Origin of the sequence: Lonsdalea populi (assembly GCF_015999465.1) — a bacterium.
Lineage (GTDB): Bacteria > Pseudomonadota > Gammaproteobacteria > Enterobacterales > Enterobacteriaceae > Lonsdalea > Lonsdalea populi.
Genome location: NZ_CP065534.1, coordinates 3,081,462 through 3,096,838 on the forward strand (window position 1 = coordinate 3,081,462; position 15,377 = coordinate 3,096,838).

Below are 15,377 nucleotides of genomic sequence, written 5' to 3' on the forward strand. Positions count from 1 at the left end.
GTTACGCGTCAAAATCCGTAGGTATTACAAACACCGACTTCGAAGTCTATGTGCCTCTCATTCATATCATCAGGGAATGAAAAGTTTCTTCCTATCAGATCGATCCGGCTTTGCATGAGACGACCAATAGACTCTACGGAAAACTCTCTCTCTAAACGTAGCCTGGCTCGCGCGGCGCGCTTTACCCACACGCCGTGATTCTGTACCAAATCGTCAAAAGCCTCGGTGGCATCGTCCAAATCTGGTTCAGCCCAAACGTCATCATAACGATAACGTGGTCGATTATGGCCTACGGGTCTTAATTCGTAAGCGACAAGTCTCGAATCTGCTGCATTACAAAAATCCATATTGCCTGAGTATCCGGTAGTCAAAATCGGGATTCCCCGACTCATAGCATCAGATATGGTCAGACCAAATCCTTCCGCTCTATGCAACGAGACATAGGCGTCAGCCTGTTCATAAAGAGCTGCCAGTTCTTCAGGCTCTAAATATCCATCAAGCACGATAAAGTTTGTATGTTCGTTAGCTATCTTAAGCAGCTTTTCGGCCAGCATTTTATCCTGATCCAAATTCCGAGTTTTCATGATTAATCGGACCGAAGGATTCCCCGCATGGGCATCAAGAAATGCGCGCACAACAAATAATGGGTTCTTGCGTTCAGCATCGCTAAACACATCAAATACAGCCAAAAAATTGAAGACGTCAAACGACTTTCCTATCGCTCTTTCTTGCATTCTTTGATTGATAGGGTTGCTTTCAATGGGGTATGGCATTTTTACAACGGGAATATTGGCAGAAAGCGAGATCGCCGACTGGCACAATGAAGATGGCGTCCAGATTTCATCAAAAAACTCCAGTTGCCTCGCCCACTGACTGGGTATTGTGGGCATTTCATGAACCCAAAAACCGATGTTGTAAAACCCTTTTAACGAATCCTCCCCAAGCCGTGAAAAATAAAGAGGCACACGTCGGGCATTGAAATGAAAAATGTTGACCCGATATTTCAGTGAAGCGATCAAGTCGTCATCAATATTCGCGTAATCAACAATTTCTTTAGGCCCAGGTCTTGATAGCAGGTGAACCTGACAAGGAATTCCTGATGCTTTCAGGCATTCTATGTTCAAGCCGGCAACGCGACCGATACTATCTCTTGCTTCGTAGGGGCCAAAGAAATTAATCCCACTTTCTATCATTTAGGCATACCATTTAATGCTTTCAGCATTTTAGATAATCTTCCAGACCATGTATTATCACCAACCAGCACATCGACTTCTTTTTGGTCAAATCGCCCACGAGTTAACTGCTGTTCGATTGCGTTAACAAAGCCTTCAGCAGTATCCGCAGTGAGCATTCCCTCACTGATCGTCCTGGAGAAAGATAGCGGCGTCGAGACTACTGGAATTCCTGCCGCAAGATATTCGAAGTACTTCATGGGAAACATCGAATCCGTGTATTCATTGATAAGAGAGGGCAACAGGCCAACTTGAATTCCACGGAGATAATCGGGGAGGACCTCATAACGACGATACCCAAGAAAATGCACATTTGGTAACGTTTGCAGTTCTGCTACCAGCGCACTTTTTTGGCCTTCACGTTCTGCACCGATAAAAACCCAATGCCAGTCAGGGCGCATTCGAGCAACACTCAGTAGTAACTGGAAATCAATTTTGAAATCGGAAAGAACACCGTGGTAGCCCAGCCTAGGCTCCTGAATGCAGGCTAAATCGTCAGGGATTTTTCCTTGCTTTAACCCGTTACCAAAATGGACTGCATCAACCACATTCGACATAAAGTAGGTATTGTCATTAAGCTGCCGACAGCGTTCCGCTAGCGCTGGCGCGGTCGCAAAAACAGCCTTAGCCTGATGGAGCAATTGCTCTTCTGCGCAACGGAATGCCCTAGCGTCAACGCCTGGCACAGCCGCGAGATCGTCAACGCAGTGGTATAACAATGCGCTCCCCTTTAGGGAAGCAAACAGATCCAACATGAAGGGGTGATAAGTCCAGACTAAAGGTGGAGACTTTATTTGCCTAGGGAGGTTACGCCAGATAGCAGCCTTTAACAGCCAACGATTCAACCATCTTGTGACTCCATATCGATACCCGGCAGGAATCAATAACGGCGAAAGCACTCGTATATGTGGTGCACGACGAGGCGCTCCGACAAAAAGAGAACGTAATCCTTTGAGTAAACGCTCTCTCAGACGTTGCCAGTCACGGTGGCTCGCAGGTCGAGGTGCACGCAATCCTACGCTTTCAATATAAAGTACCTCGACACCCAGCTCAGCAAGCGCTTTGGCACAGTGCTGCTTGTTCGTCCAGTAAGGTTCATCCCAATCTGCTGTCGCAAATAAAATACATGATTCAGGAATCTCCGACCTATCTAGCTCTAAGCTATCAACCACAAAACGCCTCCACGGGCTGATCCATCAATGCATTCGCGATTCGATGAGCCGCTTTCCCGTCACCATAAGGCGTCGACAACGTCTTTATTTTTTCTACTTTTTCAGGATGAGAGAGCCAATCGTTAACCGCTTGCTCAATTCGTTCAGGATCTTGTCCCGCCAGTGTAGCGAAGCCTGCGTCAACACCTTCCATACGCTCGGTGAATTCACGCATAACGACAACTGGGGTGCCAAACGTTGGCGCTTCTTCCTGAATTCCACCAGAGTCAGAAATGACAAGCCGGGCGTTGGCGATAAGGTAGAGACTTGTGTGGTAATCAACAGGATCGGTTAACAACAGATTAGGAATATGCCCCAAAATCCGCCGTACCGGACCGCTAACAGCAGGATTGAGATGGACGGGAAATATCCACTGCAGCTCGGAATAACGTTCACACAATCGCGCGATCATATGGCAGATATTCTCCATTACCTCACCGAAATTCTCTCGCCGGTGGCAAGTCAGCAATACGAAAGGTGCCGCAGAGATCCAACGTTCAAGATCGTCGGTAAGCTGCTCTGGTTTTCCTTCTTTCCAGGAAGCCTGGGCCTGATAGATAGCATCTACGACCGTATTCCCTGTCACTATAATGCTATTTTTATCAATGTTTTCCACTGATAACGCATCGGCAGCCGCAGAGGTGGGCGCACAATGCAGCGTAGCAATGCGAGCAAGCAGACTACGATTCGCCTCTTCAGGGAATGGGCTTGTCAGATCGCCCGTGCGCAATCCGGCCTCAACATGAGCAATGCGGATCCCACGATGAAAAGCGGCCAGTCCCGCGCAAAAGGCGGTCGTGGTATCGCCTTGAACCACCACCCAATCAGGTTTCTCTTGCTCGAAAACCTCATCAAAAGCGCAAAGTTGGCGGGAAGCGAGGATATTCAGCGAACGTCCTGGACTCATGGTATCGAGTTGAATATCGGGTACCAGAGAAAATGCATCCAAAGCTTGAACCAGCATTTCTCGATGCTGACCGCTCGCGCAGATTCGGACTTCGGCACGATGGCGCAAAGCCAGTATCACCGGAGCGAGTTTAATCACCTCGGGCCGAGTTCCTAACGCTATGAGGATTTTCATACCAGCACGACTCCATGAGTGATTTCGTCTGTCGAACCACGGAATTCTACGGCCAATCTCAAGTCATCACCGGTTTCAGGAACATAGGCAACAATACCTCGCTCCTCGCGGCATAACTGCACGGCGGCACGATGGCGTAAGAAATCCATTGCACGACACTCATCCAAAAAGAGAGGTTGTTCCGTATTCTCACGAATATAGGAGATAAAAGCTTGGTGCGCGGAGATACGAGCTTCTTCATCAGGCCAGCCATATTGGTACCGAGAAGAGAAAGGATGGTCCAGATAACCAAAAAGCGTCCGGGTTTCGTATGCGCAATCAAACGCACGTTTAAAGATCGCTAAAGGATCTCCGTCGATCAACATGCAATCGCCATGCAGCATACTCTGTTGAGAGTGTCCGACAAATCCCTTAGGCAAGTGAGCTAACTCTCCCCCCCTTGCAATCAGAAATGCAGGGTCATTCCTGATGATACCGCCGATACAACCCCGATATCCCACATCACACAGGGCAGCTAACGCATAGTCAGGAGACTGATGGAAAGGCGATACTGCATATTCCACCCTCACACCACAGGCCTGTTGTATCTTTTTCCGGGATTCCAGGCCTTCCCAATGTGCGGCACCATAGCTGCCACCCCAATCCGGCGCATGCGTTGCCGTATGGGACAGCAATACCCCCCCCTCAGCCAAAAACTCACGTAAAAAAGCTGAGTGTTCATCGTCCGGTAAATTGTTGGTGTGAATAGCTAAAGACAGCGGAACCTGGGCTTCGCAATAAGCCCCCCAGAGCGCCCGGGCAGACGCAATATCTTCATCGCAATCCAACCGCATCGTAATTGCCGCATCATGACCGTAAGGAACCTCACTGATGACAGGGAAACACGGCAACACATCGTGGCGCCAGCTGCTAATGAAATTCTCGACCATCCGCCATTCAAACGAATCGATCACCCCCACCTCGCGGTTGACCCAAAGAACGCTGCTACCAACTTCGTCAAAGAGTGCACAATAGCTGGCTAATACCTTGTCATTGAGTTGAACATTCGCAAGTTCGGCACCATCAGGAGCTCTCAGTGGGGAAGTCAAACTCCAGGGTGTTCCCTCTGCACGCACGGCACCGAATCCCAGGTTATTCCATTCATCGGTAAAGTCGAAACGCTCTAGAGCTCGCTCCCAATTTTGCACACCCAGATCTTTACCCGACGGTAAATAATGAATGAATGCTTCGCTTTGCGCGAAGTGCCCGCTCGGTGCTGATGGGCTGCGAGCCCAAGGTGCTGTTGGTTCAGGCCAGGCATACGGCGTCATACCAAAATGCTGTATCAGGCACTGAGGCAATTGACCAAATAAAAGAAGTTTTCGTGGTCCTTGAGCCAACCAGTCAAGTAGTGCCTGACCTTGTACTTCATCGGGGCTAATGGCCAGCAAAAAGTTGTGCTGAGGAAGGTCCCAAATCGCGACCTGCTTGGCACCGGAAGATGTCACCGAGCGACGTAACGCAGCCAGCACCAATTCCCCACTGGTGCGATTTTCCCAACGATAAAGAACACCGATCATAGACTCACCACATGTCGGAATTTGGCGCGATGGCCAACGCGGATAAAATCATCATGACCAACGAATGCGACGGTCATTGAATCAGGCCAATAGTGTTCAATCTTGGCAGCAATTTGCGCTACATCCGCATTCTGTTCTGGCACGATGCGCATCAGCGGCTTTTCACCTCGCATATCAATCTGAAACTCCTGGATTCCGCCGACGCGAAAATCCAGCATGTCTTGTATTGTATGCGTAGGATAGGCCACACCATTTAGATGAATGATGTCATGAATACGCCCTGTCACATCTGTCAGGTAGAAGCCGTCTTTACGCTGTTCAACTTTCGCCAAATCACCCGTGGTATAACGAATAAGCGGCATAAGGCGGTTATGGAATCCCGTGAAAATCAGTTCATGATCCCCGGAATCATTTACGCCACTCTCAGGCCATCCTTCTGAATCAAGAACTTGTAACCCTTTTTCATGCCCTGAGAGTTCGTAAGCCATAACTCCGAGTTCTGCGAGCCCATAGCGGTCAACCACTCGACATTTTAATATACGCGCAATTGCTTCACGCATATAGGGAGCCAACAGCTCCCCGCTTGACTCAAAGACTTCAAAGGTTTTAGCACTACCGTATTCACGTTCGATATAGCATGCCAAGGCATAGATCGTGGAAGGATGAGCATGAACCATGTATGGCTTGCGACGTTTCAGCGTTTGCCAAATTTCAGCCAACCCGACATCATCCAAACGGTCAAAGAAAATGTTGCTGCGATTCATGGCAAAACATTTAAAGTCTTCAAGCGTAGGCCAGCCTGGGTCGGCCATATCGGGAAAACGACACGCGAAGTGGAGTTCAGATCGTCGTTTCGTATTTCCTACAGATTCTCTGCAAAATAGCGTCACGGCAGCGGACCAGTCCGCTGCCGGCTGATCGTAGGCAATATGGCAAGATAATCCGGTAGAGCCACCGGTCTTGCACATATGGTGGCGAATATCACTAAGAGAGCGAGAGAAAAGACGCTCGCCCTGTTCACGAATAATGTCTTTCGTCAGCAAAGGTAATTCTTGCAGATAACCAATGTCTTTCTCCACTGCATCAGGCGAAAAACCCGTTGCAGCAAACAAATCACGGTAGTATGGCACCTCGCTACCTGCGAATTTCAGTACGTCTACCAATGCCGCTTTAGCCTGAGCCAGACGCAGCTCAAAAGGCTGTCGATAATGTCGGCGTAAGGCATCGACTTTCTCCGTGACATGACGCTTTTCATGCTTTTCTGCGTAAGGATAAGCAATATTTGCACTCACGATCCCTTTTACAACGCTGAAAGGCGGAAGCGAAAAGAGTCTCTCAGAGGCAAGCAGCGCTGGATGCTGTGAAGATATCTTCCATTCAGAGAGCTTCAAAATTGACTCCCGCAGAAACGGAACTAATTTTTTCATCGCTGACAATGACACCATGTTCAAGATGAATTTGACGATTGCACACTCGAGCGATCAGCTCTGGCGAATGCGAGGCTAAAACCAAGATTGAAGCCTTACTGACCAACGTATCTAAACGTTCCGCAGCTTTAGCGCTGAATTCGGCATCGCCCACGCTCAGCCACTCGTCCATAATCAGAATATCAGCTTCAACACTGGTTGATATGGCGAATGCGAGGCGCAGTTGCATACCGCTGGAATAAGTACGAACCGGCAAGTTCAGGTAATCGCCCAAACCGGTGAAATCAGCGATTTCATCGATCTTACTGCGAATATGGGCAGGTTTTAGCCCATCCGTAATGCCTCTTAAATATATATTTTCGAAGCCGGATGCATCAGGATCGATGCCCGTAGAAACATCCAGTAAAGACGCCGTACGTCCTTGAATGGATAGCCGTCCATGCACGGGAGCATAAATGCCTGAGAGCACCCGTAAAAGCGTGGTTTTCCCCGAGCCATTGTGGCCAGTCAGGCCAACTCGCTCACCTTCCTGGATATTAAAATCAATTTCGTTGAGTGCACGAACCACTGGATGCTGACCGACATTGACACCAATTCGGCCACCAGTGGTGAGGTGCATAACGGTATTTTTAAGTGAACGATGCGAGTTATCGAATATAGGAAACTCGACGCTGAGTTTTTCGGCAAGAATATGTGTTTGCATAGTATTACAGCCAGTAGGCTACACGGTCACGGCAGCGAGTCATCAGATATTGAGCAAAAGCAAAGCCAACCACCAACAAAGCGATGCTGTAAGCCCATGATAAAGTTGGAACAGCTTCCCCCATAATCGGTGCACGAACGATCTCGATTAGGTGATAGAACGGATTATAATCCGCCACCCAACCGCGATCCTTAAGCGCTTCAGTCTGCCACATGACGGGGGTAACGAAGAAAAACACCTGAAAAAGATTACCGATGATGGGAGCAACATCTCTGAAACGTGAACACAAAATACCAAAGACTATCCCCGACCAAACCGCATTCAACAACACGATAAATAGTCCGGGAATTATCAAGAGGACTTCGAAAGAAAATGTATGTCCAAAGGCGAGCATAAACAGGATAACGACAGGCAAGCTGTGCAAGAGGATGATAAAATTGCGCCAGGCCATACGGCATACATGCGTAGTCAGCGGCATACGGACCTGCTTGATGATATGACTGGATCCGATAAGACAAGCACACCCTTCATTCGCTGCGGTGCTGATAAACTGCCATATAACCAACCCTACCCCAAGATATGGCAGGTAAAAGGATATATCCTGACCTAACAACTCTGAATACAGAAAGCCTAGCGCGCCAACCATAATCAATGTCGTCAATGTGAACCAAAATGGGCCTAAAACAGACCGGCGATAGCGCTGACGGATATCATGCCAGCCCCAAATCAGCCAGACATGATATGCCTTGAGGCCCTCAAGCATATCGGTTTTACCGTTATGCTCTTTCCAACCAGAGGGAGCGACATGCTTGTTAGTCGTCTCACTTGTCAAATTAGTGGTGTGGGGTTTCATTCAGTTATTGCCTTCAAGATATAAAAATTCGCAGGGTCATCATTGAGGAGTGGCTGGCGAATAATGTCTAACCCAGCGCATCTTTCATCGGTATGGATTTTAATCACACTTGCCACATTTTCAGACTCGCATGCTCAAGTGCAATAGCACCATCGATAAAAAACCACCCTTCAATGTAGATTCAACTTGTTAATTAAATGACTACATTTTCACAAGACGTTCGACAATAGCAACTTTTTCCCACACAAGTTCGGGTACATCGCGACTCTCAATATTCAAACGCAATAACGGTTCAGTATTAGAGGTGCGTACATTTAATCGCCAGCCGTGCATATCCATACTCAATCCATCGATAAGTTCAGTAGATAGCGCTTCAGTGGAGAATTCACTTTCTATTCTCGCGAGGATAGCGCCGCTATTCGCAACCTTATAGTTTATCTCGCCACTGCAAGGGAATGCTTTAATACGCTGTCTAACGAGGCTCCCTAAAGCCATCCCCTTCACCGCCACCAACTCAGCCACCAGCAGCCACGGAATCATGCCGCTATCGCAGTAGGCAAAATCACGGAAATAGTGATGAGCACTCATTTCTCCGCCGTAGATAGCATCTTCTTTGCGCATACGCTCTTTGATGAAAGCGTGCCCGGTTTTCGACATCACCGGAACACCCCCGGCTTTTTTCACCACATCAATGGTGTTCCAGGTCAAACGCGGATCGTGAATAATCTTGGCGCCCGGTTGCTTCTGCAAGAAAGCCTCAGCCAGAAGGCCAACGATATAGTAACCTTCGATAAACTCGGCATGTTCATCGAACAAGAAGCAGCGATCAAAATCGCCATCAAAGGCGATGCCCATATCTGCGCCATGCTCACGTACAGCATCAGCCGTATCTTTACGGCATTCCGGCAACAACGGATTAGGGATGCCATTAGGGAATGTGCCGTCGGCCTCGTGGTGAACCTTGATGAATTCCACCGGCGCTCCCGCCTGCTGGAAACGCTTTTCAATTTCATCAATGACGTGGCCTGCGGCACCGTTGCCTGAGTTAATCACCAGTTTCATCGGGCGCGTGAAGTTGGCCAGGTCGACATACCCCATCAGATGGTCAACATACTCGTTCAAAACAGAAATCTGCTTATAGCTGCCGCGTTTAGACTCGTCGACCGGGGCAAAATTATTCTCTTCGGCGATACGCTGAACATCCCGCAATCCGGTATCGCCGCTAATCGGCTTCGCGTTTTCACGCACCAATTTCATACCGTTATAATTCATTGGATTATGACTAGCAGTGACTTCAATACCGCCATCAATACCTAAATGAAAAGTAGCAAAGTAGATCTCTTCGGTCCCGCTCATACCAATATCCAGTACGTCCGTACCCGCATCCCGCAAGCCTCGCGCCAGCGCCTGCTTCAGCGTTTCACTGGTCAGACGGACATCGCCGCCCACAGCAATGGTTTTCGGTTTTAAAAACTCACCATAGGCTCTGCCGATACGATACGCGATATCTTCATTCAGCTCTGGACCTAATTCACCGCGAATATCGTAGGCTTTGAAACATGTTAATGCTGACATAAATCCCTTCTTAACGTTTCAGTTACTGGTTATTGGCTACATCAATAAAGTCATCGTCACCCAGGTAGGAACCGGATTGGATCTCAAGGAGTTCCAGCGGAATTTTGCCTGGGTTTTCGAGCGTATGTTGTGAACCTATGGGAATAAAAGTCGATTGGTTTTCCGTTAACAGCAATGTTTTATCTTGGATAGTGACTTTTGCCGTACCCGAAAGAATGACCCAGTGCTCCGCGCGGTGGTAGTGCATCTGCAGCGGGAAGGACTCGCCCGGCTTCACCGTAATACGGTTGACGTTAAAACGGTCGCTCTGAACCACCAGATCGCAACGGCCCCAAGGCCAGTAGGTTTCACGGTGGCGACGATATTCACTACGGCTATTCGCCTTCAGGAATTCAACCACGCGTTTCACGTCCTGAACTTCGTTTTTATTGGCGACCAATACGGCATCTTTCGTATTCACGATGACCAGGTTGTCTACGCCGATGGCCGCCACCAGTTGATCATCGGTATTGATGTAGCAATCCTGGGTGTTATGCAGGAAAGTATCCCCTTGAAGGGAATTGCCCTGCTCATCTTTTTCATTGACTTCCCACAGGGCAGACCAGGAACCAACATCGCTCCAACCAGCATCTAACGGGATAACCACGGCATCATCTGTCTTCTCCATAACCGCATAGTCCACAGATTCGTCCGGGCAGGTCATGAAGCACTCTTTGTCGATTTTAATGAAGTCGCTTTGTTTATCTACGCTGGAGATCGCAGTCTGGCAGGCTTCCAGAATATCAGGCCGGAACTTCTCGAGTTCTTGCAAATAGCGCTTGGCATGGAACATAAACATACCGCTGTTCCAGTAGTATTCACCGCAGCGCAGATAAGCTTCCGCCGTTTCAAGGTCCGGTTTCTCCACAAAACGCTGCACGCGGAAAGGCGTGTTCTCCTCGCCCGACACCTGTTCGCCACGGTGAATATAGCCATAGCCGGTCTCTGGGCCAGTGGGGATAATGCCGAACGTGACCAGACTGCCTGCTTTGGCATACGGAATCGCGTGTTCAACCGCCGTATGAAAGGCAGCTTCGTTTTCCATGATGTGGTCTGCGGCGAGTACCAGCAGGATGGGGTCATCCCCCGCAGAAACCGCATTCAACGCCGCCAGCGCTATCGCTGGCGCCGTATTACGTCCTACGGGTTCAAGGATAATGTTGCTGGAGAGCTTGTTCACCTGTCGCAGTTGCTCTGCAACCAGGAATCGGTGTTCTTCGTTACAGATAACCATCGGGTCGCGCGTCTGGATGCCATCAAGACGGTTCACCGTCTCCTGCAGCATGGAGTTTTTCCCATGTAGGCAAATGAATTGTTTGGGATAAAGTTCACGAGAAAGTGGCCATAAACGGCTTCCGGTTCCACCGGCCATAATCACTGGAAGTAGCATTTTGCGTTGTAACCTTCTATATATCTTTAAATAATTTATATAATTTTATGCAGAAAATAATCAAACACGCTTTCCACTCTCACTCATCTTTCTCTGCGCAAATTCCAACCCTCTGCTCTATGCATTAGGTCAACGCCCTGTGCAAACAAGATAGAAAGATCGCATCAACAAGCATAGTCACTACTATCCGAGACCGACAATGTCGAAAGATATTATTGAGCCTTGTTTTATCAATAAATACACGCTTATAGCTTAACCTCTCAGCACAGGGCACGAACAGCACAATATGAAGAGAGATTAAGGCGCTTAAACTCTACATCAAGAAAAAATTTCATATAAAAACAAAAATATAAAAGCAGTCTTCATATAAAAAATCACAACAAAACGTTTTCCCGGAGCGTCTTCGCCTGTTCATCTTTTGCGGACAGCACGACATTGCCGTTTTGGATCGGCCAGTCGATGCCGATAGCGCTGTCATTCCATAAAATGGAATGTTCTGCGGCAGGATTGTAGTAATCGGTACATTTATAGACGAACTCGGCCTCTTCGCTGGTCACATAAAACCCGTGAGCGAACCCTTCCGGGACCCAGAGCTGGCGTTTGTTTTCAGCGGAAAGGAAAGTGCCGACCCATTGGCCGAATGTCGACGAGCCTTTGCGAATATCGACTGCGACATCAAAGACTTCCCCTGATACCACGCGAACCAGCTTACCTTGAGTGTTTTCCGTCTGGTAATGCAATCCGCGCAGGATGCCCTGTCGCGACTTGGAATGGTTGTCCTGAACAAATGAGCAAGGCCGCTTGGCGACCTGCTCCTCGAATTTTTTCTGCTGCCAGGTTTCCACAAAAAACCCGCGCTCGTCACCGAATACCGCAGGCTCAATAATTTTCACATCAGGTATAGCCGTATCGATTATTTTCATAAGATCACTTATACGCTTGAATATTGTTGAGGGCGGATTGCCAGTCGCTGGGAGCGATACCAAACTGTCGTTGGATCTTGTGACAATTCAGTCGGGAGTTGGCCGGTCTTTTGGCACGGGTGGGATATTCGGAGGTCGAAATAGAGTTCAACGTCGGCAGAGACGTCAGTAATGCCGCCTTGCCCGCCTGCTCGAAAATAGCCTGCGCAAACTCAAACCAGCTGACATGCGGCGTCCCGGAGAAATGATAGACGCCCCACTCGGGCGTGTTGCCGGCTTCGATAAATTCCACCATGCGGATCAACGCCGCGGCAATATCGCCGGCGTAGGTGGGCCCCCCCACTTGATCGCCGACGATGCTGAGCGCATCCCGGGTTGCGCCCAGGCGCAGCATGGTTTTGACGAAATTATTGCCGTGTTCGCCGAACACCCAGGCGGTACGCAGGATCAAATAGCGGTCGGCCGCTTCGGCGACGGCGTACTCGCCGGCGAGCTTGCTTTTGCCATAGATCCCTTGCGGACCCACGGGCATCTCTTCACTGTAAATTTGGTCGCTTTCACCATCGAACACGTAGTCGGTCGAGATATGCAACATGACGGCGCCGACCTGTTTTGCGGCCTCGGCCAGATAGGCCGGACCGTCGCGGTTGATGGTATAGGACGGCGCGATGTCATCTTCGGCCTTATCCACCGCCGTATGTGCTGCGGCGTTGATAATGTAATCCGGTTGAAACTGCTCCACCTTGCGCATGACGGCATAATGGTCAGTAATGTCCAGTTCGTCGCGGTCAACGGCCAGCAGCTCGGCCTTACCCTCCAACTGAGCGACCAGGCTCTGTCCTACCTGTCCCCGACTGCCGGTAATCAAAATTTTCATTCTGGCTCCTGAATATCCGGTCAGTTAAGTAGGTTCATAAGATAGCGGCCGTACTGATTTTTCATCATCGGATCGGCCAACGTCGCCAGTTGCTGACTGGAGAGCCAGCCGTTGCGCCAGGCGATCTCTTCCAGACAGGCAACCTGCAGGCCTTGCACATTTTCAATGGTCTGCACAAAGGACGACGCGTCGTGCAGGCTTTCATGCGTCCCCGTATCCAGCCATGCAAAGCCGCGCCCGAACAGCTCGACATTCAGCGAATCATCATCGAGATACATCTGGTTAATAGAGGTGATTTCCAGCTCGCCGCGATGGGAAGGCTTCACCTGCTTGGCGAAATCCACCACGCGGTTGTCGTAGAAATAGAGCCCGGTAATGGCGTAGTTAGATTTAGGCTTAGTCGGTTTTTCTTCGATGGAAACAACTTTCATATTCTTATCGAACTCAACCACGCCGAAGCGCTCAGGGTCTTTTACCTGATAGCCGAACACGGTCGCGCCATGTTTTTTAGCCGCGGCATTCGCCAACATGCGGCTGAAAGACTGGCCGTAGAAGATATTGTCGCCCAGCACCAGACTGCAACGATCGTCTCCAATAAAGGATTCACCGATAATGAACGCCTGCGCCAGACCGTCTGGGCTCGGCTGTACCGCATAATCGATGTGGATGCCGAAATTGGAACCATCACCCAACAGGCGGCGAAAGGCCTCGTTATCTTCCGGCGTCGTGATAATCAGAATTTCCCGGATCCCCGCCAGCATCAGCGTGGAGAGCGGATAGTAGATCATCGGCTTGTTGTACACCGGCAGCAGTTGCTTAGACACGCCGCGCGTGAGGGGGTAAAGACGCGTGCCGGACCCGCCGGCCAGAATAATGCCTTTCATGATGCCTCTCCCATACCCAGGCGCTCACGCGCATAGGAGCCATCCTGAACGCGGCTCCACCACTCCCGGTGAGTCAAATACCACTCCACCGTTTTACGAATCCCGGACTCGAATGTTTCCTGCGGCTTCCAGCCCAGTTCGCGCGCAATTTTGCTCGCGTCGATGGCGTAGCGCACGTCATGGCCGGGTCGGTCTTTCACATAGGTAATCAGGTCCTGGTACTGCTTGATCCCCTCCGGCTTGTTCGGCACCCGTTCTTCCAGCAACGCGCAGATCGTTTTCACCACGTCGATGTTGGCTTTCTCATTATGGCCGCCGATGTTGTAGGTTTCCCCGACTTCGCCGGTGGTCACTACGGTATAAAGCGCTCGGGCATGGTCTTCCACAAACAGCCAGTCGCGGATCTGCATGCCGTCGCCATAGACCGGCAGCGGTTTGCCTTCCAAAGCGTTCAGAATCATCAGCGGGATCAGTTTCTCTGGGAAATGATAGGGACCGTAGTTGTTGGAACAGTTAGTGACGATCGTGGGCAGACCGTAGGTCCGCTGCCAGGCCCGCACCAGATGATCGCTGGAGGCTTTCGAGGCGGAATAAGGGCTGCTGGGCGCATACGAGGTCGTTTCGGTAAACAGATCGTCCACGCCTTCCAGATCGCCATAAACCTCATCGGTAGAGATATGGTGGAAACGGAAACGTGATTTTTCCGCTTCTTTGAGCGACAGCCAATAGGCGCGAGCGGCTTCGAGCAGCGTGTACGTCCCGACAATGTTCGTCTCAATGAACGCGGCCGGACCGTCGATGGAGCGGTCAACGTGCGATTCCGCGGCCAGGTGCATGACCGCATCAGGGCGGTGACTCTGAAAAATATCGTCCAGCGCGGCGCGATCGCAGATATCTGCTTGAACAAAGGCATAACGCTCGTGGCCTTCAACCTCTGTTAACGATTCCAGATTCCCAGCGTAGGTCAGCTTATCTACATTAACCACGGCGTCCGAGGTGTTGCTGATGATGTGGCGAACGACGGCAGAACCGATAAAGCCTGCACCGCCTGTAACCAATATTTTCATAGTAAGAAATCCCAAAAAGAAATGACTAACCTTAGCGATTGCAAGGCTCTGAAGCCGACGATCCATGAATTTCAGGCACGCTACCGCCCTTAGGCTTTCTCCTAAAGACATCACTTGCCGCTTGACTGTTTTCTTCCTGGGGTTCTTTTAGCGTAATGAGGCGAGTTAAAAGTGGTGGCATTCTACATGCCCGAATACTCAAGGTGTAGTGACTCCTGCAGGAAGACCGCCAAAAACAGTCAATTTTTTTCTCCTTCATATTCACTCTTCTGTTGGCAGGAATCGACTCTAACAATGAATGGCAAAGGCAATAAATAAGCATTCTCTGTAATTGCTCACGAATAGAATATTAACGCTTCTCAGCCGTCTACACCCGCCTGCGACGGTAGTCACCATATAGCATAGTGCAGTCAGGTAAACGGTCGCTGAAGGGACGTTTACAGGGGGAAACCCTGGGTTCATCTGGTTGACAATAGCGGATTTCTGGCCCATTGAGAGGCTGGCAGACGTCCCGAAAAAGGCACAAAAAGAGGAAGGAGTAAGCAGGAAAAGGCCC

At 49.8% G+C, this 15,377-nt stretch carries 13 protein-coding genes; all 13 read right to left on the bottom strand.

Going from position 1 to position 15,377, the window contains the following annotated elements; translation table 11 throughout:
- Positions 1 to 8: 8 nt before the first annotated feature.
- The 13 genes from I6N93_RS13555 to rfbB all read right to left on the bottom strand — a co-directional run bounded on the left by I6N93_RS13555 (position 9) and on the right by rfbB (position 14,821).
- Positions 9 to 1,193: a glycosyltransferase gene (locus tag I6N93_RS13555; RefSeq protein ID WP_085687834.1), complete on the bottom strand. Its 1,185-nt coding sequence runs from the start codon at positions 1,191 to 1,193 to the stop codon at positions 9 to 11.
- The gene (locus tag I6N93_RS13560) at positions 1,190 to 2,404 is read right to left on the bottom strand and encodes a glycosyltransferase (RefSeq protein ID WP_085687833.1); all 1,215 of its coding nucleotides are present in this window, start codon (positions 2,402 to 2,404) and stop codon (positions 1,190 to 1,192) included. The genes I6N93_RS13555 and I6N93_RS13560 overlap by 4 nt, the downstream gene beginning before the upstream one ends.
- Entirely contained in the window at positions 2,397 to 3,524 is a 1,128-nt protein-coding gene (wecB, locus tag I6N93_RS13565) for a non-hydrolyzing UDP-N-acetylglucosamine 2-epimerase (protein ID WP_085687832.1), read from the bottom strand. The genes I6N93_RS13560 and wecB overlap by 8 nt, the downstream gene beginning before the upstream one ends.
- Positions 3,521 to 5,083, bottom strand: a complete 1,563-nt coding sequence (locus tag I6N93_RS13570; protein ID WP_085687830.1) for a polysaccharide deacetylase family protein — start codon at positions 5,081 to 5,083, stop codon at positions 3,521 to 3,523. Before I6N93_RS13570 ends, wecB begins: the two co-directional genes overlap by 4 nt.
- Complete coding sequence (locus I6N93_RS13575) at positions 5,080 to 6,510, bottom strand: phenylacetate--CoA ligase family protein (protein WP_197669164.1); 1,431 nt, start codon at positions 6,508 to 6,510, stop codon at positions 5,080 to 5,082. Before I6N93_RS13575 ends, I6N93_RS13570 begins: the two co-directional genes overlap by 4 nt.
- Complete coding sequence (locus I6N93_RS13580; RefSeq protein WP_085687828.1) at positions 6,461 to 7,213, bottom strand: ABC transporter ATP-binding protein; 753 nt, start codon at positions 7,211 to 7,213, stop codon at positions 6,461 to 6,463. Before I6N93_RS13580 ends, I6N93_RS13575 begins: the two co-directional genes overlap by 50 nt.
- Before the next feature lie 4 nt (positions 7,214 to 7,217).
- On the bottom strand, positions 7,218 to 8,066 hold the full coding sequence (locus I6N93_RS13585) for an ABC transporter permease (protein WP_085687826.1): 849 nt from the start codon (positions 8,064 to 8,066) through the stop codon (positions 7,218 to 7,220).
- A gap of 201 nt (positions 8,067 to 8,267) precedes the next feature.
- Positions 8,268 to 9,641: a phosphomannomutase CpsG gene (gene cpsG / locus I6N93_RS13590; protein ID WP_085687824.1), complete on the bottom strand. Its 1,374-nt coding sequence runs from the start codon at positions 9,639 to 9,641 to the stop codon at positions 8,268 to 8,270.
- Between the two features lie 22 nt (positions 9,642 to 9,663).
- Entirely contained in the window at positions 9,664 to 11,070 is a 1,407-nt protein-coding gene (locus I6N93_RS13595) for a mannose-1-phosphate guanylyltransferase/mannose-6-phosphate isomerase (protein WP_085687822.1), read from the bottom strand.
- Positions 11,071 to 11,444: 374 nt separating this feature from the next.
- Entirely contained in the window at positions 11,445 to 11,993 is a 549-nt protein-coding gene (rfbC, locus tag I6N93_RS13600; protein ID WP_085687820.1) for a dTDP-4-dehydrorhamnose 3,5-epimerase, read from the bottom strand.
- A 4-nt stretch (positions 11,994 to 11,997) separates the two neighbouring features.
- The gene (rfbD, locus tag I6N93_RS13605) at positions 11,998 to 12,870 is read right to left on the bottom strand and encodes a dTDP-4-dehydrorhamnose reductase (protein WP_085687818.1); all 873 of its coding nucleotides are present in this window, start codon (positions 12,868 to 12,870) and stop codon (positions 11,998 to 12,000) included.
- Positions 12,871 to 12,890: 20 nt separating this feature from the next.
- Positions 12,891 to 13,754: a glucose-1-phosphate thymidylyltransferase RfbA gene (rfbA, locus tag I6N93_RS13610; RefSeq protein WP_085687816.1), complete on the bottom strand. Its 864-nt coding sequence runs from the start codon at positions 13,752 to 13,754 to the stop codon at positions 12,891 to 12,893.
- Complete coding sequence (gene rfbB / locus I6N93_RS13615) at positions 13,751 to 14,821, bottom strand: dTDP-glucose 4,6-dehydratase (protein WP_085687814.1); 1,071 nt, start codon at positions 14,819 to 14,821, stop codon at positions 13,751 to 13,753. Before rfbB ends, rfbA begins: the two co-directional genes overlap by 4 nt.
- Positions 14,822 to 15,377 lie beyond the last annotated feature (556 nt).